Genomic DNA, 22806 nt, shown 5'->3' on the forward strand with positions numbered 1-22806 from the left:
TTCGAGTCCATGACCGTTACCAAACGTATGTCCCTGCTGGTCCTTTCCGCGTTGCTTGGCATCATCCTGCTGGCAGGGCTGGCTTACTACCAATTGCACCAGGTGTTCGAACGAGCCAATTTCGGCAACGACGATACCGTGCCGGCCATTCTGGGCATCGACGCCGTCGACGCCCATTCCGCCGATGTCATCACCAACATCTATCGCCACCTCGCCGCCGATGGCGAAGCCGCCACCCGGCAGGCCGAAAAGGAACTCGGCGAATCGCAGCGGCTGACCGAAGAGGCCCTCAAGGCCTACGAGGGGCAGATCTCCGACGAGACCGACAAGCGCCTGTGGGAAGACGACAAGCAGGCCATCGCCGCGCTTAACCAGCTCGCCGCCAAGGTGATCCCGCTGTCGCGCGCCAGCCTGGATGACGAGGTCAAGCGGCTGCTGGGCGAAAACCAGGAGATCATCACCCATGTCGGGGATGTCCTCGACGCCCATCGCCTCTACAACCAGAAGCTGGGCGCGGAACAATCCAGCCTGGCGGAAGGCACCCTCACTCAGGCCACGCTGCTGTCGATCGGCATCTCCCTGGCCACCCTGCTGCTGATCGGTCTGCTCGGCTTCTTCATCACCCGCAACCTGCTGCGCCAGCTGGGCGGCGAGCCGGCCGAGGTGGCCAAGGTCGCCAACCGCACCGCCGCGGGCGACCTGCCCGATGATCTGCAGCTGCGTGCCGGCGACGAGTCCAGCCTGATGGCCGCCATGCAGCGCATGGTGGTGACCCTGCGCGGTCTCGTGCAGGAGATGAGCACCATGGCCAGCGAGCACGATCGCGGCGAGACCGAGGCGCGCATTCCGCTGGAGCGCTTCCAGGGCACCTTCCGCAACGTCGCCGAGGGCGTCAACGCCATGGTCGCCGGCCACCTCAGCGATTCCGCCAAGGCCATGGCCTGCGTCAAGCGCTTCGGCGAGGGCGATCTGGCTGCGCCGCTGGAGCGGTTCCCCGGCAAGAAGGCGGTGATCAACGACAACCTCGAGCAGGTCCGCGACAACATCCAGCTGCTGGTAGCGGAGATGGTGCAGCTGTCCGCCGCCCATGATCGCGGCGACACCGATGCGCGCATCCCCGTCGAGCGCTTCCAGGGCACCTTCCGTGGCATGGCCGAAGGCGTCAACGCCATGGTCGCCGGCCACCTGAGCGATTCCGCCAAGGCCATGGCCTGCGTCAAGCGCTTTGGCGAAGGCGATCTGTCGGTGGCGCTGGAGCGCTTCCCCGGGCAGAAAGCGGTGATCAACGACAACCTCGAACAGGTCCGCGACAACATCCAGCGCCTGGTCGAAGACGCCAACCAACTGAGCCAGGCGGCCATGGCCGGTCGTCTCGATACCCGCGCCGATGCCAGTGCCCACCAGGGCGATTTCCGCCGCATCGTCGCCGGCATCAACGGCACCCTCGACGCCATCGTGGCGCCGGTCAACGAAGCCATGGGCGTGATGGCCGGGCTCGCCCAGGGTGACCTGAGCCGCACCGTACGCGGTGACTACCAGGGCCAGTTGCTGGAGCTCAAGGAGTCGATCAACGGCACCGTCGGCAAGCTGAACCAGATCATCGGCGACGTGCGCCTGTCGGCCGACTCCCTGGCCAGCGCCTCGGAAGAGATCTCCGCCACCGCCCAGAGCATGAGCCAGGCCAGCACCGAACAGGCGGCTTCGGTCGAAGAGACCAGCGCCAGTGTCGAACAGATGTCGGCCTCCATCGCCCAGAACACCGAGAACGCCAAGGTCACCGACGGCATGGCCGGCAAGGCCGCGCGGGAAGCCGGGGAGGGTGGTCAGGCCGTCAGCGAGACCCTGGTGGCCATGAAGACCATCGCCGACAAGATCGGCATCGTCGACGACATCGCCTACCAGACCAATCTGCTGGCGCTCAACGCCGCCATCGAGGCGGCCCGTGCCGGCGAGCATGGCAAGGGCTTCGCCGTAGTGGCCGCCGAGGTGCGCAAGCTGGCCGAACGCAGCCAGGTCGCTGCCCAGGAGATCGGCACCGTGGCCAAGAGCAGCGTGGCTCTGGCCGAACGCGCCGGCACTTTGCTGGAGCAAATGGTGCCGTCCATCAGCAAGACCTCCGACCTGGTCCAGGAAATCGCCTCGGCCAGCGAAGAACAGAGCAGCGGGGTGAGCCAGATCAACGGCGCCATGCTGCAACTGAGCCAGATCACCCAGCAGAACGCCTCGGCGTCCGAGGAGCTGGCCGGCACCGCCGAAGAAATGAGTACCCAGGCGGAGCAGCTGCAGCGCCTGATGGGCTTCTTCAATACCGGCGAAAGCCGGGTGGTACAGGACCTGGAGCGCGCGCTGGAGGCCTCGCGGCCGAAGGCCATGCAGGTCCCGGGCAAGGCACTGCGTACGGGTACCGCGGGCGTGCCTGACGGCTACGTCCCCTTCGAATCCTGACCCCTATCCTACGGCCACCTGCGGGTGGCCTTTTTGAGACCATCGACATGACCGTCATCAAGAAAATGCTGCTGCTGGTGCTGTCCGCGTTACTGGGCATCCTGGTACTGGCCGGCACCGGGCAATACGAAATCGACCAGGTGTTCCAGGCGGCCAACTACGGCAATGACAATACCGTTCCCAGCCTCAAGGCACTCGGCGAGGTCAATGACAGCCGCTCCGACTACGTGGTGGGCATCTATCGCCACGTACTGTCGACCAGCAGCGAAGCCATGACCACTGCCGAGCAGGACCTGGCCGCGGCCAAGGAACGCATTGGCCAGAGTCTCGCCAAGTACGAGACGCTGGTCTCGGATGACCGCGACCGTGGCCTGCTGGCCGCCGATCGCGCCGCCTTCACGGCGCTGTTCAACCTCGGCGACCAAGTCATCGCCCTGTCGCGGCAGAATCGCAACGAAGACGCCCAGGCCCTGATGCGCAGCCGCACCGACGTGATGCTGGCCATCAACAAGGCCCTCGACGAGCACGTCGGCTACAACGAGAGCCTCGCGCAGCAGGGCGTGCAGGTCGCCCAGAAGACCAAGGTCGAAGCCACCTGGCTGGCCCTGTCCATCGCCCTGGCGACCCTGCTGGCTGTGGCCCTGCTGGGCTTCTTCATCACCCGCAACCTGCTGCGTCAGCTGGGCGGTGAGCCGGCCGCGGTGGCGACCCTGGCCGGCCGTGTGGCCGCCGGTGATCTGCCCGATGACATCAAGCTGCGCGGCGACGACAAGACCAGCCTGATGGCGGCCATGCAGAACATGGTCACCACCCTGCGCGGCCTGATCGGCGAAATGAGCAGCATGTCGGCGGCCCACGACCGCGGTGAAACCGTGGTGCGCATCCCGGCCGAGCGCTTCCAGGGCGCCTATCGCAACATGGCCGAAGGGGTCAACGGCATGGTCGCCGGGCACCTCAGCGATTCCGCCAAGGCCATGGCCTGCGTCAAGAGCTTTGGCGAGGGCGATCTGTCGGTGCAGCTGGAGCGCTTCCCCGGCCAGAAGGCGGTGATCAACGACAACCTCGAACAAGTGCGCGGCAACATCCAGCGCCTGGTCGAAGACGCCAATCAACTGAGCCAGGCGGCCATGGCCGGTCGCCTCGATACCCGTGCCGATGCCAGTGCCCACCAGGGCGACTTCCGCCGCATCGTCGCCGGCATCAACGGCACCCTCGACGCCATCGTCGCCCCGGTCAACGAAGCCATGGGCGTCATGGCCGGGCTCGCCCAGGGCGACCTGAGCCGCACCGTGCGCGGTGACTACCAGGGCCAGTTGCTGGAGCTCAAGGAGTCGATCAACGGCACCGTGGGCAAGCTGAACCAGATCATCGGCGACGTGCGCCTGTCCGCCGATGCCCTGGCCAGTGCCTCGGAAGAGATCTCCGCCACCGCCCAGAGCATGAGCCAGGCCAGTACCGAACAGGCCGCCTCGGTCGAGGAGACCAGCGCCAGCGTCGAGCAGATGTCGGCCTCCATCGCCCAGAACACCGAGAACGCCAAGGTTACCGATGGCATGGCCGGCAAGGCCGCGCGCGAGGCCAACGAAGGCGGCGAAGCGGTGGGTGAGACCCTGGTGGCCATGAAGACCATCGCCGAGAAGATTGGCATCGTCGACGACATCGCCTACCAGACCAACCTGCTGGCGCTCAACGCCGCCATCGAGGCGGCCCGCGCCGGCGAGCATGGCAAGGGCTTCGCCGTGGTGGCCGCCGAGGTGCGCAAGCTGGCCGAACGCAGCCAGATCGCCGCCCAGGAAATCGGCACCGTGGCCAAGAGCAGCGTGGCCCTGGCCGAGCGCGCCGGGTCACTGCTCGACGAAATGGTACCGTCCATCAGCAAGACCTCCGATCTGGTACAGGAAATCGCCGCTGCGTCCGAAGAACAGAGTAGCGGAGTCACTCAGATCAATAGCGCCATGCTGCAACTCAACCAGATCACCCAACAGAACGCCTCGGCCTCGGAAGAGCTGGCCGCGACCGCCGAAGAAATGAGCGGTCAGGCCGAGCAGCTGCAGCGCCTGATGGGCTTCTTCCACACTGGCGAGGGTCGTGCGGTCCAGGACCTGGAGCGTGCCATCGAGCAGACGCGCCCGGTCGCCAGCCGCACGGCCCAGCCAACCTCGCGTCGTCCGCAGATGGCCGCGGGCGGCCTGCCGGACGGTTACGTCCGCTTCCCGGAGTAATGGCGTCATGACAGCCCTGACCCTTGGCGACATCGCCCACGAACACCTCGGCCATCAGCACCTGACCTTCGTGGTCGATGGGGAAACCTATGCGGTGGATACCCTCGCGGTGCGCGAGATCATCGAGTTCGGCCAGCTGACCCAGGTCCCGCTGATGCCGGCCTGCATTCGCGGGGTGATCAACCTGCGCGGCGCCGTGGTCCCGGTGGTCGATCTGGAAGCCCGCTTCGGCGGGCGACCGACCCGGGTCGGCCCGCGGACCTGCATCGTCATCCTGGAAGTGTGCGCCGACGAAGACACCCAGGTGCTGGGCGTGGTGGTGGATGCGGTGAGCGAGGTGCTGGAAATCGCCGCGGCGGACATCCGTCCGGCGCCGGCCTTTGGCAGTCGCCTGGCGCCGCACTTCATCGCCGGCATGGTCAAGTCCGAGGACGGCTTTCTGACCCTGCTCGACGTGGCCCAGGTACTGGATGTGCAGGAACTGGCGAGCCTGGCCCAGGCCGCCAGCTGAGACATCCCCGCATTGCACGGGCGACGGTAACCGGCGCCTCTAAAACGAAACAGTCGTAACCGGCGCCGGAGGCGCTTCCACCATGCTGAACACTCTTCGCGTCTCGACCAAGCTGGCGATCGGTTTCGGTGCCGCCATCTTCATGCTCTTGCTGACGATCGGCGTCGCGATCCTGAACATGGAGAAGATGAAAGAAGCGGCTGACACCATGTCCCAGCGCAACTTCCCACTCACCGTGCTGGCCAATACCCTGTCGCGCAATACCCTGGATTCCGGCCGGCTGATGCGTAACCTGCTGCTGCAGGACACGGTCGAGGCGCGCGCCAAGACCCTGGACGACATCAAGCGGGTCCGTGCGGAAAACGCGGATATCCTGGCTGACCTGGGCCGACGCGTGCAGAGCGATGAGGGCAAGCGCAAGCTGAATGCGATCGTCGAAAGCCGTCAGCGACTGCAGGACAAGTACGCTGAATTCTTCCGCCTCCTGGATACGGATCGCGCCCAGGCCCGGGACTTCCTGCTCAACGTCTTTGCGCCCAACAACAATGAACTCGTGGCTGCCGCCAATGCCCTGAATGAGCATCAGGCCCAACGCATGGTTTCCTCGGGTGAAGAAGCTACTGCCGCCTACATGGATGCCCGCAATCTGATGATCGTGATAGGTACGGTGGCAGTCCTGATCTCCATCCTGCTCGGCTACCTGATCACCCGCAGCCTGATCCGGCAGCTGGGTGGTGAACCCGCCTATGCCGCCGAGGTGGTGCAGCGCGTCGCCCGCGGTGACCTGAGCGTCGAGGTAACGACCCGCGAGGGCGATACCACCAGCATGCTGGCCGCCGTGCGCACCATGACCACCACCCTGGCGCAGATCATCAGTGACGTGCGCAGCTCGGCCGATGGCCTGGCCAGCGCCTCCGAAGAGGTTTCGGCCACCGCCCAGAGCATGAGCCAGGCCAGCACCGAGCAGGCCGCCTCCGTCGAGGAAACCAGCGCCAGCATCGAGCAGATGTCGGCCTCCATCGCCCAGAACACCGAGAACGCCAAGGTCACCGACGGCATGGCCGGCAAGGCCGCGCGGGAAGCGGACGAGGGCGGCCAGGCCGTGCGCGAGACCCTGGTGGCCATGAAGACCATCGCCGACAAGATCGGCATCGTCGACGACATCGCCTACCAGACCAACCTGCTGGCGCTCAACGCCGCCATCGAGGCCGCCCGTGCCGGCGAGCACGGCAAGGGCTTCGCCGTAGTGGCCGCCGAGGTGCGCAAGCTGGCCGAGCGCAGTCAGGTCGCCGCCCAGGAAATCGGCACCGTGGCCAAGAGCAGCGTTGCCCTGGCCGAGCGCGCCGGATCCCTGCTGAGCGAGATGGTGCCTTCCATCAACAAGACCTCCGACCTGGTGCAGGAAATCACCGCCGCCTCCGAAGAGCAGAGCGCCGGGGTCGAGCAGATCAATGGCGCCATGCTGCAGCTCAGCCAGATCACCCAGCAGAACGCCTCGGCGTCCGAAGAGCTGGCCGCCACCGCGGAAGAGATGAGCGGCCAGGCCGAGCAGCTCCAGCAGATGATGGAATACTTCACCCTGAGCGGTTCGCCGGTGGCCCAGCAGGTCACCCGTCCCGGTGCCAAGCACTCGGGTCCGAGCCTGGCCGAGCGCGCTTCGGCACTGATCGATTCACCCCGGCGTGCGCCCCGTGGCAGCGTGCCGGCCGGTTTCGCCCGTTTCGAGGAGCAAGCCTGATGCTATTGCGCCAGTTTCTGACCTTTCAGCTCGCCGGTGATCTCTACGGCGTGAACACCAGTTGCGTGCGGGAGATCATCGAGTACGGCGCGGTCACCACGGTGCCCATGCTGCCGCCGGCGATCCGTGGCGTCATCAACCTGCGCGGCGCCGCCGTGCCGGTCATGGACCTCGGCGTGCGCTTTCGCAACGAGGTGACCGAGACCTCCCGCCGCAGCTGCATCGTGGTGCTGGAAATCCAGGTCGACGGTGGCCCCCAGGTGTTCGGCATCGTGGTGGACGCGGTCTGCGAGGTGCTGGAGATCGCCGCCGACGGCATCGAGCCGGCGCCGCGCTTCGGCGCCTCGATCCGCACCGACTTCATCCTCGGCATGGCCAAGCAGGGTGCCGGTTTCGTCATCCTGCTCGACATGGATCGGGTCCTGGGCGCAGACGATCTCGCCCAGCTCGCCGCCATGACGGCTGCCTGAGTCGCCGGCCATGGAACTCCCCGCGCTGACCGACAGCGAATTCCGTCAGTTTCGCAGCTTCATCTTCCGGGTCGCCGGCATCAGCATGTCCGATGCCAAGCGCCCGCTGGTGAGCGGTCGCCTGGCCAAGCGCGTGCGCCAGCGCGGCACGCCCAGCTACGACGCCTATTTCCAGCTGATCCAGCGTGACCAGGCGGAATGCCAGATGGCGGTCGATCTCTTGACCACCAACGAGACCTACTTCTTCCGCGAGCCCAAGCACTTCGACTTCCTGCGCGAGCAGGTGCTGCCGAACTGGGACAGACGCCAGCCGCTGCGACTGTGGAGCGGCGCCTGCTCCTCGGGGGAGGAGCCCTATACCCTGGCCATGACCCTGGCCGAAGGGCTGGGCGAGCGCCCCTGGGAAATCGTCGCCTCCGACCTCAGCACCCGGGTGCTGGCCAAGGCACGCAACGCCCAGTATCCGCTCGCCGAAGCCGAGAACATCCCGCCGGCGCTGTTGCGGCGCTATTGCTTCAAGGGCGTGGGCGAGAACGACGGCACCTTTCTGGTGGATCCGCGGCTGACCGCGCGGATCGCCTTTCGCCAGATCAATCTGAACAACTCGCTGCCGGAGCTGGGCACCTTCGACATCATCTTTCTGCGCAACGTGATGATCTACTTCGACGTGCCCACCAAGCGCCAGGTGGTGGCCCGTCTGGTTCGCCACCTGCGACCCGGTGGCTACTTCTTCGTCAGCCATTCCGAGAGCCTCAACGGGGTGACCGACGCCCTGAAAATGGTCAGTCCTTCCATCTATCAACGTCCGCTCTAGCCATGGCAGCCGCGCCGGAACTGTTCTTGCGTCCTGGCGACTGGTATTTCGGCCAGGGCGATTTGCGGATCCGGACCATCCTGGGCTCCTGCGTGTCCTTTGTCTTCTGGCACCCGCAGCGACGCCTCGGCGGCATGACCCATGCGCTGCTGCCCACGCGTCAGCGCGCCGCTCCCGGCGCACCCGCCGACGGCCACTATGTCGACGAATCCCTGCAATTGATGCTGGGGGCGATCGCCCGCCACGGCGGTGATCTCTCCGGCTACCAGGTGCACCTCTACGGGGGTGGCAACATGTTTCCCCAGCTTCTGCGCGGGCGCGTCCGCAACATTGGCGACGTCAATGTCGAGGCGGCGCTGGCGCAATTGGCCCAGGCCGGTATCCACACGGTGCGGACCCACGTCCGCGGCGCCGGCCATCGCAAACTGTCCCTGGACCTCGTCGACGGCCGGGTGCTCATGCAACAGGTGGAGCTACCCTATGTTCCGCCGCTTACGAGACTTACTCCATGAACAAGATCAAGGTCCTTATCGTCGACGACTCCGCCGTGGTGCGGCAGGTGCTCGCCCAGAGTCTCGCGGAGGATCCGGCCATCGAGGTGCTGGGGGTCGCCGCCGACCCGGTGTTCGCCCAGGACAAGATGCGCAAGCAATGGCCCGACGTCATCGTGCTGGACGTGGAGATGCCGCGCATGGACGGCATCACCTTTCTCAAGAAGATCATGGCCGAGCGCCCAACCCCGGTGGTGATCTGCTCGACCCTGACCGAGAAGGGCGCCGCCACCACCCTGCAGGCCATGGCCGCCGGGGCGGTCAGCATCGTCACCAAGCCCCAGGCCAACCTCAAGCAATTCCTCAAGGACGCCTCGGACGACCTCACCAGCGCGGTCAAGGCCGCCGCTCGGGCCAATCTCAAGCGCCTGGCGCCGCGTGGCGTGCCGGTGGTGCCGACGCCCAAGCTCAGCGCCGACGCCATCCTACCGTCCGGCGGCAGCCCGGCCATGGCGCGCACTACCGAGCGCATCGTCGCCCTGGGTACCTCCACCGGCGGCACCCAGGCCCTGGAAGCGGTGCTGACCTCGCTGCCGCGGGTCTGCCCCGGCATCGTGGTGGTCCAGCACATGCCCGAGCGCTTCACCGCCGCCTTCGCCGAGCGCCTGGATCGCCTCTGCGAGCTGGAGGTGCGCGAAGCGCGGCATGGCGATCGGGTCCTGCCGGGACGGGTGCTGATCGCGCCGGGTGGTCGCCACATGCTGCTCAAGCGCAGCGGTGCCCAGTACCAGGTGGACGTGGTCGACGGCCCGCCGGTCAGTCGTCATCGCCCCTCGGTGGACGTGCTGTTCCGCTCGGTGGCGCGGGCCGCCGGCAGCAATGCCCTGGGGATCATCATGACCGGCATGGGCGACGACGGCGCCCGTGGCCTCAAGGAGTTGCGCGACGTCGGTGGCCGTACCCTCGGCCAGGACGAAGACAGCTGCGTGGTCTACGGCATGCCCAAGGAAGCCATGAAGCTCGGCGCGGTGGAGCAGGAGATCGGCCTCAACCAGATCGCCGCCGCCATCCTCAAAGGTGGGGTCTAGACGAACTTGCGGGGCAGGCGGGACTCCAAGCGCGAGCACGCGAGGAGAGCCCCATGTTCGACATCTGCCACTGGATCAACGAGCCTGAAACCTGGCTGGCCGAGCCCGAGCGGCTGCGGGTCATCACCGATCGCCACAGTGACTTCTGGAACCACACCCACGACGGCGGCGAGCGCCACAGCGGCCACTTCTTCGGCGCCCGGGTTACCAGCGGCTTCACCGCCCAGCTGCGGGTGGCGGCGCGCTGCAAGAACCAGGGCGACCATGCCGGCTTGATGGTGCGGATCGACGAGCAGTACTGGCTGCGGGCCGGCATCGGCTACTTCGACGATACCCCGCAATTGCTCAGCGTCCTGACCCTGGGACGCTCGGATCTGGCCGTGGGCGCAACGCTGGGCGAGCGCGAAGAGCTGTGGTTGAGGGTTACCCTGACCCAGGGCACCCTGCGGGTCCAGGCCTCGCTCGACGGTCAGCGCTGGCCGCTGCTGCGCCTGGCCAGCCTGCCCGTCGCCGCCGAGTACCGTGTCGGCCCGGTCTGTGGCACCCCGGAGCGGGGTGGCATGGAGGTGGCGTTCAGCGATTTCAGTCTGCAGGCCCCGCTGCAGCGAGGCCTGGCCGATCTGAGTTGAGGTGGGGAGGGCGACTCAGCCGACGGTGACGGGGGGCAGTTCGACCTGCTGCACCTGCACCGGCTTGCGCGGGGCAACCACCTTGGCGACCCCGTCGACGACCTTGTCGCCGTGCTGGTTGAACACCCGGGTGGCCAGGTTCACGCGAAACTTCGGCAGCTTTTCCAGCACCTCGATTTCCACCGTCAGGGTATCGCCCAGCTTGACCGGCTTTTCGAACGTCATGGTCTGGTCGACATAGAGGGTGCCCGGGCCCGGCAGGTTGCAGGCCACCGCGGCGCTGATCAGGGCGCCACTGAGCATGCCGTGGGCGATGGGCTCGCGAAACAGCGTCTTGGCGGCGAATTCGGCGTCCAGGTGCAGCGGGTTGCAGTCCCCGGAGAGGGCGGCGAACAGCAGCACATCGCGCTGCTCGATGGTGCGGGTCACGGTCACCTTCTGGCCGATCTCGAGGGCTTCATAAGGGATGTTTTCGGTCAGGCTCATGACGCGCTCCGGCAGCTGTGACAAGGCGGCGGACGCCGCGAAGCCGGGCATTCTACCCAGGCTCGCCGCCCGAGGCTAATCGACGCCCGGAAAAGCCCCGAGAGAAGGTGACCATAAGTGACCATCTGGTCATTAGGTGACGTTAAGGGCGGATATTGATGCTGTTGCGGGCAGGGCAAAGCTGCTAGGCTCGCAGGGCCGGTTCAGCGCTGATCACGGCACTCCAACGAACAATAACCATAGAGCGGGAGCGGGCTGCATGATGCCGAATTTCTGGAGTGACAAATATCCCGAGGGCATCCAGACAGACATAGACCTGGACCGTTATCGCAACGTCCTGGCGGTATTCCGCGAGGCCTGCCAGACCTACGCCGAGCGCCCGGCGTTCAGCAACCTGGGTCGTACCCTGAGCTACCGCGAACTCTATGAGCTGTCCGGTCAGTTCGCCGCCTACCTGCAAAAGCATACCGACCTGCAACCCGGCGATCGCATCGCCGTGCAGATGCCCAATGTGCTGCAGTATCCGGTGGTGGTCTTTGGCGCCATGCGCGCCGGCCTGGTGGTGGTCAACACCAACCCGCTGTACACCGCCCGCGAGATGCAGCACCAGTTCAAGGATTCCGGCGCCCGGGCGCTGGTCTGCCTGGCCAACATGGCGCACCTGGCCGAACAGGTGCTGCCGCAGACCGACATCCAGCACGTCATCATCACCGAGGTCGGCGACCTGCTGCCGACCTTCAAGCGCCTGCTGGTCAACGCCGTGGTCCGCCACGTCAAGAAGATGGTGCCGGCCTATCGCATTCCCCATTCCATCCGCTTCGTCGATGCCATGACCAAGGGCGAGCACGTCGATTTCGTCGACGCCGACCCGGCGGCCGAGGACGTCGCCGTGCTGCAGTACACCGGCGGCACCACTGGCATCGCCAAGGGCGCCATGCTGACCCACCGCAATCTGGTGGCCAACATGCTGCAGTGCCAGGTGCTGATGACCAAGTACCTGGGCGGCGGCGCCCAGGTGATGATCGCGCCGCTGCCGCTCTATCACATCTATGCCTTCACCATTCACTGCATGGCCATGCTGATCCAGGGCAACCACAACGTCCTGATCACCAATCCGCGCGACCTGCCGGCGCTGGTCAAGGAACTGCGGCAGTGGCGCTTCAACGGCTTCGTCGGCCTCAACACCCTGTTCGCCGCCCTGTGCAACAACGAGGATTTCCGCCAGCTGGATTTCTCCCAGCTCAAGGTGACCTTTTCCGGTGGCATGGCGCTGCAGCAATCCGTGGCCCTGCGCTGGGAAGAGGTAACCGGCTGCGGCATCTGCGAAGGCTATGGCATGACCGAGACCAGTCCGGTGGTGAGCTTCAATCCGCTGGAGCGGCGCCGGCTGGGTACCATCGGCGTGCCGGTGCCGGGCACCGACTGCAAGGTGGTGGACGCCGATGGCGTGGCCCAGGGCTTCGATACCCCCGGCGAACTGTGCGTCAAGGGCCCCCAGGTCATGAAGGGCTACTGGCTGCGTCCCGAGGCCACCGCCGAGGTGCTGGACGCCGAAGGCTGGCTGCGCACCGGCGACATCGCCGTGATCGAGCCGGATGGCTATCTGCGCATCGTCGATCGCAAGAAGGACATGATCCTGGTGTCCGGCTTCAACGTCTATCCCAACGAGCTGGAAGAGGTGCTCTCCCAGTTGCCCGGGGTGCTGCAGTGCGCCGCCATCGGTATCCCCGACGAGGTGGCGGGGGAGAAGATCAAGGTGTTCGTGGTGCCCAAGCCCGGTGCGTCCCTCACCACCGAGCAGGTGCTCAAGCACATGCACGACAACGTCACCGGCTACAAGCGACCCAAGCTGGTGGAGTTCCGCGACAGCCTGCCGACCACCAACGTCGGCAAGATCCTGCGTCGCGAACTGCGTGACGCCGAACTCAAGAAGGCGTAACAGGACTTCACTATGTCCCCCGCGCCGCTACCTCTCGTCGACTGGTAGCGGTGCCACCGGTTTCCAAGCATGGTTTTCGCAAGAGGTTCGGGTATAAACCGCAGGCGGCATTTTGCCGTCACCTCTCCGACCTCTTTCCTTGAGGACACACCATGCGAATTAGCGTACGCCAGGCCGTGCTGGGCCTCTTCCTGCTGGGCTCCAGCGTGCTCGGTCAGGTCCAGGCCGGTGAACCCATCCGCGTCCTGTTCGTGGGCAACAGCTACACCTTCGTCAACGATCTGCCGGCGATGGTCCGTCAAATGTCCGTTGACGCCGGTCAGTCGCGCCCGCTGGACGTCAAGCATGTGACCTTCAGCGGCGCCAGCCTCGAGGAACACTGGAAGCGCCACGACGTGCAGGACGAGCTGGCCAAGGCCAACTACGACTACGTGGTGATCCAGGACCACAGCATGATGCCGGTGAAGAATCCGGACCTGACCCGTCAGTACGTGCGCCTGATCGCCGACCTGGCGCGCAAGGACGGTGCCCAGCCGATCCTCTACCTGACCTGGGCCCGGCAGAACAACCCGACCATGCAGGCGCAGCTGGACAGCGTCTACACCCCCCTGGCCAAGGAAACCGGCGCGCTGCTGGCCCCGGTGGGCCAGGCCTGGCAGAAGGCCCTGGCTGATCAGCCGCAACCGGGTCTGTTCCTGCCCGACGGCAGCCACCCGTCCTTTACCGGTACCTACCTGACCGCCTCGGTCTTCTATGCCCTGATCTACGGCACCCGTCCGCCGCTGCCGGCCGCCGGCGAAAAGATCAAGTTCGATCATGCCGATCCCGCCGATCTGCAACAGGACGCCTGGAAGGCCCTACAGTCGCTGGACATGGCCCTACGCACGCCGCCGGCCAAGCTGAACGTAGCCAGCGTCCAGGCCAAGCGCTGAGTCCGTTCCGCCGCTGCGCGCCGTCCGGCCGCGCAGCGGTTTTCCGCCCGCCGTTCTTGTAAAGCCCCGCCGCACCCCCCAACTCTTTTACACTTACCGGTCCAAGCGACCGCCGTCGAAAGAGTTTCATGACCGATACCCCCTCCGTTGCCCGTCTCGCCGCCAACCTGGATCAGGCCTTCAACGCCGATCGCCATCGCCTGAGGCGCCAGCTCCAGGCCCTGCAGAAACAGCCTGATCCGGCCCGCGAAGCCCAGTGGCTGGAGCGTTTCCAGGCGTCCTGCGCCAAGGTCGAGGCGCGGCGTGCCAGCGTGCCGACCATCCGTTACGACGACGCCCTGCCGATCGCCGCCAAGCGCGAGGAGATCAAGCGCGCCATCGCCGGCCACCAGGTGGTGGTGATCGCCGGTGAGACCGGTTCCGGCAAGACCACCCAGCTGCCCAAGATCTGTCTGGAATTGGGCAGGGGTGTGCAGGGGCTGATCGGCCACACCCAGCCGCGCCGGCTGGCGGCGCGCAGCGTGGGCGCCCGGGTGGCGGAGGAACTGGGTTCGCCGCTGGGCGAACTGGTCGGCTATCAGGTGCGGTTCGAGGATCAGAGCACCGATGCCACCCTGATCAAGCTGATGACCGACGGCATCCTGCTGGCCGAGACCCAGCACGACCGCTTTCTCGAACGCTACGACACCATCATCGTCGACGAGGCCCACGAGCGCAGTCTCAACATCGACTTCCTGCTGGGCTTTCTCAAGACCCTGCTGCCGCGTCGCCCCGATCTCAAGCTGATCATCACCTCGGCCACCATCGACCTGGAGCGCTTCTCCCGGCACTTCGACGGCGCGCCCATCGTCGAGGTTTCCGGGCGGACCTATCCGGTGGAGACCTGGTACCGCCCGCTCAGCGCCGAGGTGGACGAAGACGGCGAACGGCTGGTGGACGACCTTTCGGTAGACCAGGGCATCCTCCAGGCGCTGGACGAGATCGAGGCGCACGAGCGCAGCGTCGGTCAGCGTCCGGGCGATGTCCTGGTGTTCCTGCCCGGCGAGCGCGAGATCCGCGACTGCGCCGAGGTCCTGCGCAAGGCCCAGCTGAAATTCACCGAGGTGCTGCCGCTCTATGCGCGCCTGACGCCGGCCGAGCAGCAGAAGATCTTCCAGCCGCGTCCGGGGCGCAAGATCGTGCTGGCCACCAACGTCGCCGAGACCTCGCTGACCGTGCCGGGCATCCGCTACGTGATCGACAGCGGCACCGCGCGCATCAGTCGCTACAGCTATAGAGCCAAGGTCCAGCGCCTGCCCATCGAAGCCATCTCCCAGGCCAGTGCCAACCAGCGCAAGGGCCGCTGCGGCCGGGTCGAGCCGGGCATCTGCATCCGCCTCTACAGCGAAGAGGATTTCCTCGGTCGACCGACCTTTACCGATCCGGAGATCCTGCGCACCAACCTGGCGGCGGTGATCCTGCAGATGCTGCATCTGCGCCTGGGTCGCATCGAAGACTTCCCCTTCATCGAGCCGCCGGATGGCAAGGCGATCAAGGACGGCTTCACCCTGTTGCAGGAACTCTCGGCGGTGGACGTCGAGGGGCGCCTGCTGCCCCTGGGGCGGCAACTGGCGCGCCTGCCCGTCGATCCGCGCCTGGGCCGCATGCTGCTCGAAGCGACCGAGCAGGGCAGCCTCGCCGAGGTGCTGATCGTCACCAGCGCCCTGTCGGTGCAGGACCCGCGCGAGCGCCCGGCGGACCGCCAGACCCAGGCCGATCAGGCCCATGCCCAGTGGAAGGACCCGGATTCCGACTTCGCCGCCCTGGTCAATCTCTGGCACGGTTTCGAAGAGCAGCGCCAGGCGCTGGGCTCCAACGCCCTGCGCAGCTGGTGCCGCAAGCACTTCCTCAACTACCTGCGGCTGCGCGAGTGGCGCGATGCCCATCGCCAGCTGACCCTGCTGTGCCGCGAACTGGGGCTCCAGGCGCGCAAGGCCGACAGTCCGGCGCCGGCACCGGCGGAAGTCGGCAACCGACCTGCGCCGACCACCGACAAGCACGTCAACGCCAAGGCCCAGCAACAGGCCGAAGCCAGCGAGGCGGCGGTACGCGCCCGCGGCTATGCGGCGCTGCACAAGGCCATTCTCGCCGGCCTGCTCAGCCAGATCGGCCAGAAGAGCGAGGACGGCGACTACCTGGGCGCGCGCCAGCGGCGCTTCTGGATCCATCCCGGCAGCGTCATCGGCCGCAAGAAACCCAACTGGATCATGGCCGCGGAGCTGGTGGAGACCACCAAGCTGTTCGCCCGTATGGTGGCCAAGATCGAACCGGACTGGATCGAGCCGGTGGCGGGCCACCTGGTCAAGAAGACGCACCTGGAGCCCCACTGGGAGAAGAAGCGCGGCCAGGTGGTGGCCTATGAGCAGGTCACCCTCTATGGCCTGATCGTGGTCGGCCGCCGCCCGGTGCACTTCGGCCCCATAGATCCGCCTGCCGCCCGCGAGCTGTTCATCCGCGAAGGCCTGGTACGCGGCGAGATCAACAGCCGGGCCAAGTGCCTGGCCGCCAACCGGGCGCTGCTGGAGCGGCTGGACGAACTGGAAGCCAAGGCCCGCCGCCGCGATATCCTCGCCGATGAGGAAACGCTGTTCGACTACTATGCTGCGCGTCTGCCGGCGGACGTCTACCAGACCGCCACCTTCGACAGCTGGTACCGCCGCGAGAGCGCCAGGCAGCCCGATCTGCTGATCATGCGCGAGGAAGACGTCCTCGCCCGCGAAGCCAGCGAGGTGACCGCTGCCCAGTATCCGGACACCCTGCGCCTGGGCGAGCTGATTCTGCCGCTGTCCTACGAATTCGACCCGACCCATCCGCGCGATGGCGTCACCCTGCGAGTGCCGGCGCCGCTGTTGCCGCAGCTGCCGCCGCAGCGGCTTGACTGGCTGGTGCCGGGATTGCTCTACGACCGCTGCGTGGCCCTGGTGCGCAACCTGCCCAAGGCGCTGCGCAAGAATTTCGTCCCGGTACCGGATTTCGTCCGGGCGGCGCTGGACAAGATCCCCTTCGGCGAGGGCTCGCTGCACGAGGCCCTGGGGCGCGAATTGCAGCGCATGACCGGCGCCCGTATTCCCGACGAGGCCTGGCCGGAAGCCGAGGCGGGTCTCGATCCCCATCTGCGTATGAACCTGGAAGTCGTCGATGCCCAGGGCAAGCCGCTGGGCGAAGGCCGCGACCTGGCCGAGGTGACGGCGCGCTTCGCCCAGGAGAGCCAGGCGGCTCTGGCCCTGCCGACGCAGAAACGCCAGGAGCAGCGCCCGGTGGAGGCCAAGGCCTTCGCCGAGGTGGCGGCCAAGACCCAGCAGCAGGTGGCCGGCCTTTCCATGACGGTCTATCCGGCGCTGGTGGACGAGCAGGGCACGGTGCGCGAAGGCCGCTTCGCCACCCAGGCCGAAGCGCGCTACCAGCATCGCCGCGCCCTGCAGCGACTGCTGCTGCAGCAACTGGCGGAGCAGGCCAAGTTCCTGCGCGGCAAGCTGCCCGGCCTCACCGAACTGGGCCTGCTGCACCGCGAACTGGGTCGGCCGGAAGCCCTGGTGGAAGACATCCTGCTGGCCAGCCTGGACGCCGCCATCCTTGCCGACGACGCCGAGCTGCCCCGCGATGGCGCAGGCCTGGCTTCACTGGCCGAGCGGCGCAAGGGCGGCTGGACCGAGCAGGCCGAACGGATCGCGCGCCTGACCCTGGAGATCCTCAAGCTCTGGCATGGCCTGCAGAAGAAATTTAAGGGTCGCATCGACCTGGCCCAGGCGGTCGCCTTGAACGACATCAAGGCGCAACTGGCCAGCCTGGTCTATCCCGGTTTCGTCCGGGATACGCCTCTGGAATGGCTCAAGGAGTATCCGCGCTATCTGAAGGCCATCGAGCAGCGCTTCGACAAGCTCGGCAGTCAGGTGCAGCGTGATCGCGTTTGGAGCGGCGAACTGGCCGGACTCTGGGAACAGTATCGCGCCCGCGCCGCCAAGCATGGCCAGGAGGGCAAGCGCGACGCCAATCTGGAGCTCTATCGCTGGATGCTGGAAGAGTATCGGGTGTCGCTCTGGGCCCAGCAGCTGGGCACACGGATGCCGGTGTCGGACAAGCGACTGAACAAGCAGTGGAGTCTGGTGGAGGCCTAGCGCGGTCATCCATCGGAACCCTCCCAGGCCCGGGTCGACCGCTGGCATAGTGAGTCCATGACCCAGGCCAGCTTTCGCTTCCATGGCGCCCTCGAACGCTTTCTGGCCCCGACCCGTCGCGGCCGGGTGATCCGGGTCGAATGCGCCGCGGTGGCGAGCGTCAAGCATCAGATCGAAGCCCTCGGTGTGCCCCATACCGAGGTGGGTCTGCTGCTGATCAACGGCGAGGCGGCTGCGCTGACGCAGCGACTGGACGACGGCGATGAGGTCATCGTTCATCCGGCACAGGCCGAGAGCTCAGGCGAATCCGCGCCTGGTCATCCAGGGGCAGGACGTCCGCGCTTCGTCGCCGATGCACACCTCGGCGCGCTGGCGCGGCGTCTGCGCATGGCGGGCTTCGATACCCTGTACGACAACGCCTATGCCGATCCGGCCCTGGCCGATCTCGCCCGGCGCGAAAAACGTATCCTGCTCACCCGGGATCGTGAATTGCTCAAGCGACGGCAGGTGCTGCATGGCTGCTATGTGCATGCCCTGCGTCCGGAGGCGCAGCTGCAGGAGCTCTACCAGCGCCTGGGTCTGCGTCCCTGGGCATTGCCCTTTTCACGCTGTCTGGCCTGCAACTCGAGTCTGCAGGCGGTCAGCCTGGCGGAGGTCGCCGACCGCCTGCCTCCGCGCGTGCGGGAACGCCACCGGCATTTCCTGCACTGTCCGCATTGCGACAAGCTGTTCTGGGAAGGCAGCCACTGGCGCGCCATGCGCGAACGCCTGGCACAGGTCTAGCGCGGCAATACCTGGCGCAGCGAGCCACCCACGTCCGGCAGGTCCATCTCGATGCGCCGCCACCAGGCTTCCGCGAAGCTGTAGCAGGCGAAGGCGATCAGGCCGAGGCCGACCACGGACAGCACCAGTCCGCCAAAGGGCAGATTCTGCAGGCCGTTCAGGGCGTCCTTCATGCCCGGCGGATGCAGCGCCTGGTAGCGCGAACCGCTGACCACCAGCAGGACGGCGATCTCGACGAAGGCCACGCCCCGAGCGATAAGGCCGAAGCGACCGACGGGCCGGATCAATCGCAGCTGCTCCGGACTGGCTTCGAGATAACGCTCGAAGCTGGCCTTCCAGCCCTTCACGAAATGGGCGAGGCCCACGCCCAGCGGAATCAGCGCGGCGACGTACACCAGCAGGTTGGAATAGCGCCAACCGAGGAGCGTCTGCAGTAGGTCGTTGGTTTCCCCACCCGAGCCACCGCCCTGGCGCAGACCACTGACCAGCAGGCCGAGGGCGAAGAAGGCCAGGGCGCCATAGGTGATGCCACCCACCAGCAGGCCGGCGCGGATCACCAGGCCCTTGGGCTTGCTGCCATGGTCATCCACATCGCGGATGGCCTGGAGGATGCGCCAGGCCGCGAAGGCGACCAGGCCGACCACCACCAGGCCGACCAGGAAGTGGCCGAAGGGCTGGGCGAGCAGGGCTTCGAGGCTGTCATGGCTGTCCGCCGGCTGGCCGGAGCCGCGTGCGGCCAGCAGCGCCAGCACGCCGATGATGAGATAGACGAGACCGCGGGCGGCATAGCCGCCGCGGGCCAGGAGAGTGAGTCCGGTACGGGTGCGCATCTGTTATGTCCGGTTACATCCTGCCTTGTACTGACCGGCGGCCCGCGTACGGGTTCTGGCGGGCGGACAGGCGCACCGGGGATGCTGGCGGGACGCGGCGTTAGGCCTTAGGCTCGCACCCTTTGCCTCGGCGACAGTTTCATGGACAAAGCTCGACTGCTCACCCTCATTCTCCAGGCGCTGGAAGCCGACCGCGAGGTCATCAGCCAGCAATTGGCGGCCAGCCATGAAGCGGCCACCCACAGCGAAAGCAAGGCCGAGAACAAGTACGACACCCGCGGTCTGGAAGCGGCCTACCTGGCCGATGGCCAACGCCGCCGTCTGCACGAGATCGAGCTGGCCCTGGCCGCCTACCGCGCGCTGACTCCCATGACCATGAGCGACGGTGTCCGCGTCGGCGCCCTGATCGAACTCACTACCGCCACGGCCAGCCGCTGGCTGTTCCTCGGCCCGGATGCGGCGGGACTCAAGGTCAGGCTGGATGGTCAGGAGGTGCTGGTGATCTCCCCGCGCGCGCCCCTCGGTCAGGCATTGCTCGGGCGGGAGGAGGGCGACGAGGTGGCGGTGACCGTGGAAGGCAAGGTGCACCGGCAGGAGATTCTGGCGGTGTATTAGCGTAGGGCGGAGGTAATGTCCTATCTCCGTCGTGGCCTTGGTCCGCTCCCATGGACTGGGCAATGACGGCGGATCGCAGGCTTGCCGGTGCCAATGGAGATGAATGCCCGCTCGGATAGCTCCCTCTCCCCTCGGGAGAGGGTTGGGGTGAGGGTGCCCTTCCACGAAGCCCCAGTGGAAAAGGCTACGCCGTTTTCCGCGCTACGGCGCCATGAGACGCCGTTGACGGTAGTCGCGGCCATGGGCCGCGCCTACGGACCCCTCTCTCAGGTCTCCACCCCTTCCACCGGCCGGTTGGCCCTGGGCGGTGCGGCCTCTTCCTTGTCCTGCTTCGGCCGGTGCTGATCCAGCCAGGCGCGGCTCTGCTGCTGGGCCTCGTCGACCTTCCTGTTCAGCTCGTCGAGAGTCCCGCCCAGGGTTTCCCGGGCCTGTTCGCGGGCGGCTTCTTCCACCTTGGTGGCGAAGCTGTCCGCTGCCTTCTCGGCGCTGTCGCAGCCGCCGAGGCCGAGCAGCAGAAGGATGCCGGCAAGTCCGAGGATGGCTTTGGTGCTCATGTTCGTCCGCTCCTTGTCATGAAGGCCGCTTCAGCGAATCGCGCGGCTCAGGACCGGCGGCGCTGTGCTTGGCTTCGCCGCGGGTCTTGTACAGCGAGACCAGCACGCCACCGGCCAGCAGGCCCAGGGTCACGCTCAGGGAGATCGCCGGCGGAATCTTGCCGATGATGCCCACCAGGAAGATCTTGCAGCCGATGAACACCAGCACCAGCGCCAGGGCGTACTTGAGGTAGGCGAAGCGATGAATCATCGCCGCCAGGGCGAAGTACAGCGCGCGCAGGCCCAGGATGGCGAAGACGTTGGAGGTGTAGACGATGAAGGGGTCCTGGGTGATGGCGAAGATCGCCGGCACGCTGTCCACCGCGAACACCAGGTCGGCGCACTCGATCACGATCAGCGCCAGGAACATCGGGGTCGCCCAGAGCACCGCCTTGCCACTGGCATCGGGCTGGCGCACGAAGAAATGATCGCCATGCAGCTCATCGGTCACCCGCATTTTCTTGCGCAGGAATTTAATGAAGACGTTGTCGTCGAGGTTGGGCTCTTCATCCACCTTGGCGAACAGCATCTTGACCCCGGTGATCACCAGGAAGGCGCCGAAGATATAGAGGATCCAGTCGAACTGGTGGATGAGGGCCGCGCCCAGGCCGATCATGATGGCGCGCAGCACGATCACCCCGAGGATGCCCCAGAACAGCACCCGGTGCTGGTACTCGCGTGGGATGGCGAAGAAGCCGAAGATCACCGCCATCAGGAAGACGTTGTCCATGGACAGCGACTTCTCGATCAGGAAGCCGGTGACGTAGTCGAGACTGGCGTCGGCGCCCTTGAGCTGCCAGACGAAGAGGGCGAACAGCAGACCCGCACTGATGTAGCCGGCGGACAGCAGCAGGCTTTCCTTGACCTCGATGGGCTTGTTCTCCTTGTGGAGCACACCCAGGTCGAAGGCCAGCAGGGCGATGACGACGGCGAAGAAGGTCAGCCACATCCAGGTGGCGGTGCCGAGGAAGTCGGCGAAGAAGAATGCATGCAGGGCGTTCATGAGCCCCTCCTTAGTCAAGTTTCAAGACTATGACTCGACATGGCGGCACACGCCGTCAGAGGGGCCCGGGTCACCAGAACAGGATTTCGAACTCGCGCACATTCGGCAAGGATTGCAGTTTTACAAAATGCAACCGCTCTAGCTCAGGCTTCTCGGGAGGAGTGGTGGCCGGTGATCAGCCAGCGGCCGTCGATCTGCTCGAAGGTGAAGAGGAAGCGCGCGGGCACGCTGATGGCCTGCTCGCCTTCCCGATAGTGGAAGACATAGAGCCCGCCAACCACCACGGTGCCGAGCTTGCTGCTGACCCTTTTCTTGAAGATCTGGACGTCGCACACCAGCCCGTCGTTGGCGAGGAAGTTGCGGAAGTATTCGCGGCGGCTTTCCTCGTTGTCGCGTACCTCGTTGGAGAGCGTGGGCACCAGGATGGCGTCCGCGGCATAGAGCGCAAGGATGGCCTCCACGTCGCGGGTGGCAACGGTCGCGGCCCAGGTGTACAGCGCGGCTTTGGCGCCGGCCAGGCAGGCGATCTCTTCGTTGGAGCGGGCAGGAGCGGCGATCGACATGACGGAATCCTCGGGCTGATAGGTGACTGTTATAATATAACAATCAATCCCGGGTGGTTGCGCTGTGGCGACCTATCGCTCGAGGGTGACGCCTGCGCGAGGCGTCCGGGGCACGGAGGTGTCGCCGCCGGTTGCCGGCGACGGCGGGGGCGAGGTGGATCAGCGATTCTCGACCTTCGACCGCAGCGGGATCTCTTCGCGCGAATCGGTCTGGCTCACCGGCTGGCCGACCATCTCTTCATAGACCGCCGGCTGGGCGATGAACAGGCGCACGTCCTTGACGTCATCGAGGATGCGCCGGGCTTCTTCCACCGAGGCCACGTGCAGGGTGGCGCCCTTGTCATCGGCGACGGGGACCGAGGTGCCTTCCACCAGCGCATGGATGACGTAGGAGCCGCCTTCCATGGACACCAGATTGACTTCCTTGACCGCGCCGGCCTTGACCTGCTGATTCAGCTCTTTGACATTCATCGACACACCTCGGTTATCACGCTAACGAG

General features: G+C 66.3%; 20 protein-coding genes. 14 read left to right on the forward strand and 6 right to left on the reverse strand.

The window, feature by feature from the left end; all coding sequences use genetic code 11:
• Positions 1 to 9 precede the first annotated feature (9 nt).
• The 9 genes from DBY63_RS11280 to DBY63_RS11320 all read left to right on the forward strand — a co-directional run bounded on the left by DBY63_RS11280 (position 10) and on the right by DBY63_RS11320 (position 10408).
• Complete coding sequence (locus tag DBY63_RS11280; protein WP_077173255.1) at positions 10 to 2445, forward strand: methyl-accepting chemotaxis protein; 2436 nt, start codon at positions 10 to 12, stop codon at positions 2443 to 2445.
• Between the two features lie 47 nt (positions 2446 to 2492).
• A complete protein-coding gene (locus tag DBY63_RS11285) occupies positions 2493 to 4667 on the forward strand; it encodes a methyl-accepting chemotaxis protein (RefSeq protein WP_108581959.1) in 2175 nt (724 codons plus the stop codon).
• Between the two features lie 7 nt (positions 4668 to 4674).
• Entirely contained in the window at positions 4675 to 5178 is a 504-nt protein-coding gene (locus tag DBY63_RS11290) for a chemotaxis protein CheW (RefSeq protein ID WP_027597644.1), read from the forward strand.
• Positions 5179 to 5260: 82 nt separating this feature from the next.
• Positions 5261 to 6916, forward strand: a complete 1656-nt coding sequence (locus DBY63_RS11295) for a methyl-accepting chemotaxis protein (protein WP_042137831.1) — start codon at positions 5261 to 5263, stop codon at positions 6914 to 6916.
• Complete coding sequence (locus tag DBY63_RS11300) at positions 6916 to 7386, forward strand: chemotaxis protein CheW (protein WP_027601273.1); 471 nt, start codon at positions 6916 to 6918, stop codon at positions 7384 to 7386. Before DBY63_RS11295 ends, DBY63_RS11300 begins: the two co-directional genes overlap by 1 nt.
• Before the next feature lie 10 nt (positions 7387 to 7396).
• Positions 7397 to 8200 (forward strand): protein-glutamate O-methyltransferase CheR, encoded by an 804-nt coding sequence (locus DBY63_RS11305; protein WP_027597646.1) that lies wholly within the window; start codon positions 7397 to 7399, stop codon positions 8198 to 8200.
• A 26-nt stretch (positions 8201 to 8226) separates the two neighbouring features.
• Positions 8227 to 8712 carry a chemotaxis protein CheD gene (locus tag DBY63_RS11310; protein ID WP_231501051.1) on the forward strand — a complete coding sequence of 162 codons (486 nt, stop codon included), beginning with the start codon at positions 8227 to 8229 and terminating at the stop codon, positions 8710 to 8712.
• On the forward strand, positions 8709 to 9779 hold the full coding sequence (locus DBY63_RS11315; protein ID WP_027597648.1) for a chemotaxis response regulator protein-glutamate methylesterase: 1071 nt from the start codon (positions 8709 to 8711) through the stop codon (positions 9777 to 9779). The genes DBY63_RS11310 and DBY63_RS11315 overlap by 4 nt, the downstream gene beginning before the upstream one ends.
• A gap of 53 nt (positions 9780 to 9832) precedes the next feature.
• The gene (locus DBY63_RS11320) at positions 9833 to 10408 is read left to right on the forward strand and encodes a DUF1349 domain-containing protein (RefSeq protein WP_108581960.1); all 576 of its coding nucleotides are present in this window, start codon (positions 9833 to 9835) and stop codon (positions 10406 to 10408) included.
• A 15-nt stretch (positions 10409 to 10423) separates the two neighbouring features.
• On the opposite strand, the gene DBY63_RS11325 is transcribed toward DBY63_RS11320, so the two are convergent.
• Positions 10424 to 10894, reverse strand: coding sequence for a MaoC family dehydratase (locus DBY63_RS11325; RefSeq protein WP_007162137.1), 471 nt, complete (start codon positions 10892 to 10894; stop codon positions 10424 to 10426).
• Positions 10895 to 11153: 259 nt separating this feature from the next.
• Between DBY63_RS11325 and DBY63_RS11330 the strand changes: the two genes are divergently transcribed.
• From DBY63_RS11330 to DBY63_RS11345, 4 genes are all read left to right on the forward strand, one after another.
• Positions 11154 to 12833 (forward strand): long-chain fatty acid--CoA ligase, encoded by a 1680-nt coding sequence (locus tag DBY63_RS11330; protein WP_077173258.1) that lies wholly within the window; start codon positions 11154 to 11156, stop codon positions 12831 to 12833.
• A gap of 152 nt (positions 12834 to 12985) precedes the next feature.
• On the forward strand, positions 12986 to 13765 hold the full coding sequence (locus tag DBY63_RS11335) for an SGNH/GDSL hydrolase family protein (RefSeq protein ID WP_007162139.1): 780 nt from the start codon (positions 12986 to 12988) through the stop codon (positions 13763 to 13765).
• A gap of 128 nt (positions 13766 to 13893) precedes the next feature.
• Positions 13894 to 17919 (forward strand): ATP-dependent RNA helicase HrpA, encoded by a 4026-nt coding sequence (gene hrpA, locus DBY63_RS11340; RefSeq protein WP_108581961.1) that lies wholly within the window; start codon positions 13894 to 13896, stop codon positions 17917 to 17919.
• A 57-nt stretch (positions 17920 to 17976) separates the two neighbouring features.
• Entirely contained in the window at positions 17977 to 18702 is a 726-nt protein-coding gene (locus tag DBY63_RS11345) for a Mut7-C RNAse domain-containing protein (RefSeq protein WP_108581962.1), read from the forward strand.
• Here the strand turns inward: DBY63_RS11345 and DBY63_RS11350 are convergent.
• Positions 18699 to 19532, reverse strand: coding sequence for a DUF1206 domain-containing protein (locus DBY63_RS11350; protein WP_007162142.1), 834 nt, complete (start codon positions 19530 to 19532; stop codon positions 18699 to 18701). The genes DBY63_RS11345 and DBY63_RS11350 overlap by 4 nt on opposite strands.
• A gap of 141 nt (positions 19533 to 19673) precedes the next feature.
• On the opposite strand from DBY63_RS11350, the gene DBY63_RS11355 reads away from it, so the two are divergent.
• Entirely contained in the window at positions 19674 to 20147 is a 474-nt protein-coding gene (locus DBY63_RS11355) for a GreA/GreB family elongation factor (protein WP_042137814.1), read from the forward strand.
• A gap of 266 nt (positions 20148 to 20413) precedes the next feature.
• On the opposite strand, the gene DBY63_RS11360 is transcribed toward DBY63_RS11355, so the two are convergent.
• From DBY63_RS11360 to DBY63_RS11375, 4 genes are all read right to left on the reverse strand, one after another.
• Positions 20414 to 20701, reverse strand: coding sequence for a hypothetical protein (locus DBY63_RS11360; protein ID WP_108581963.1), 288 nt, complete (start codon positions 20699 to 20701; stop codon positions 20414 to 20416).
• 16 nt (positions 20702 to 20717) lie between these two features.
• Positions 20718 to 21743 carry a TerC family protein gene (locus DBY63_RS11365; protein ID WP_108581964.1) on the reverse strand — a complete coding sequence of 342 codons (1026 nt, stop codon included), beginning with the start codon at positions 21741 to 21743 and terminating at the stop codon, positions 20718 to 20720.
• A gap of 143 nt (positions 21744 to 21886) precedes the next feature.
• Positions 21887 to 22306 (reverse strand): DUF4440 domain-containing protein, encoded by a 420-nt coding sequence (locus DBY63_RS11370; RefSeq protein WP_007162146.1) that lies wholly within the window; start codon positions 22304 to 22306, stop codon positions 21887 to 21889.
• A gap of 159 nt (positions 22307 to 22465) precedes the next feature.
• Positions 22466 to 22777 (reverse strand): DUF6482 family protein, encoded by a 312-nt coding sequence (locus DBY63_RS11375; RefSeq protein WP_027601267.1) that lies wholly within the window; start codon positions 22775 to 22777, stop codon positions 22466 to 22468.
• Between the last annotated feature and the right edge of the window lie 29 nt (positions 22778 to 22806).

Origin of the sequence: Pseudomonas sp. RIT411 (assembly GCF_003057735.2) — a bacterium.
Taxonomy (GTDB): Bacteria; Pseudomonadota; Gammaproteobacteria; order Pseudomonadales; family Pseudomonadaceae; genus Chryseomonas; species Chryseomonas oryzihabitans.

Excerpts from the sequence above, each read along its gene's own strand:
- DBY63_RS11280 (WP_077173255.1), top strand. The coding sequence starts at position 10 with ATGACCGTTACCAAACGTATGTCCCTGCTGGTCCTTTCCGCGTTGCTT.
- DBY63_RS11285 (WP_108581959.1), top strand. The coding sequence starts at position 2,493 with ATGACCGTCATCAAGAAAATGCTGCTGCTGGTGCTGTCCGCGTTACTG.
- DBY63_RS11290 (WP_027597644.1), top strand. The coding sequence starts at position 4,675 with ATGACAGCCCTGACCCTTGGCGACATCGCCCACGAACACCTCGGCCAT.
- DBY63_RS11295 (WP_042137831.1), top strand. The coding sequence starts at position 5,261 with ATGCTGAACACTCTTCGCGTCTCGACCAAGCTGGCGATCGGTTTCGGT.
- DBY63_RS11300 (WP_027601273.1), top strand. The coding sequence starts at position 6,916 with ATGCTATTGCGCCAGTTTCTGACCTTTCAGCTCGCCGGTGATCTCTAC.
- DBY63_RS11305 (WP_027597646.1), top strand. The coding sequence starts at position 7,397 with ATGGAACTCCCCGCGCTGACCGACAGCGAATTCCGTCAGTTTCGCAGC.
- DBY63_RS11315 (WP_027597648.1), top strand. The coding sequence starts at position 8,709 with ATGAACAAGATCAAGGTCCTTATCGTCGACGACTCCGCCGTGGTGCGG.
- DBY63_RS11320 (WP_108581960.1), top strand. The coding sequence starts at position 9,833 with ATGTTCGACATCTGCCACTGGATCAACGAGCCTGAAACCTGGCTGGCC.
- DBY63_RS11325 (WP_007162137.1), bottom strand. The coding sequence starts at position 10,894 with ATGAGCCTGACCGAAAACATCCCTTATGAAGCCCTCGAGATCGGCCAG.
- DBY63_RS11330 (WP_077173258.1), top strand. The coding sequence starts at position 11,154 with ATGATGCCGAATTTCTGGAGTGACAAATATCCCGAGGGCATCCAGACA.
- DBY63_RS11335 (WP_007162139.1), top strand. The coding sequence starts at position 12,986 with ATGCGAATTAGCGTACGCCAGGCCGTGCTGGGCCTCTTCCTGCTGGGC.
- hrpA (WP_108581961.1), top strand. The coding sequence starts at position 13,894 with ATGACCGATACCCCCTCCGTTGCCCGTCTCGCCGCCAACCTGGATCAG.
- DBY63_RS11345 (WP_108581962.1), top strand. The coding sequence starts at position 17,977 with ATGACCCAGGCCAGCTTTCGCTTCCATGGCGCCCTCGAACGCTTTCTG.
- DBY63_RS11350 (WP_007162142.1), bottom strand. The coding sequence starts at position 19,532 with ATGCGCACCCGTACCGGACTCACTCTCCTGGCCCGCGGCGGCTATGCC.
- DBY63_RS11355 (WP_042137814.1), top strand. The coding sequence starts at position 19,674 with ATGGACAAAGCTCGACTGCTCACCCTCATTCTCCAGGCGCTGGAAGCC.
- DBY63_RS11360 (WP_108581963.1), bottom strand. The coding sequence starts at position 20,701 with ATGAGCACCAAAGCCATCCTCGGACTTGCCGGCATCCTTCTGCTGCTC.
- DBY63_RS11365 (WP_108581964.1), bottom strand. The coding sequence starts at position 21,743 with ATGAACGCCCTGCATGCATTCTTCTTCGCCGACTTCCTCGGCACCGCC.
- DBY63_RS11370 (WP_007162146.1), bottom strand. The coding sequence starts at position 22,306 with ATGTCGATCGCCGCTCCTGCCCGCTCCAACGAAGAGATCGCCTGCCTG.
- DBY63_RS11375 (WP_027601267.1), bottom strand. The coding sequence starts at position 22,777 with ATGAATGTCAAAGAGCTGAATCAGCAGGTCAAGGCCGGCGCGGTCAAG.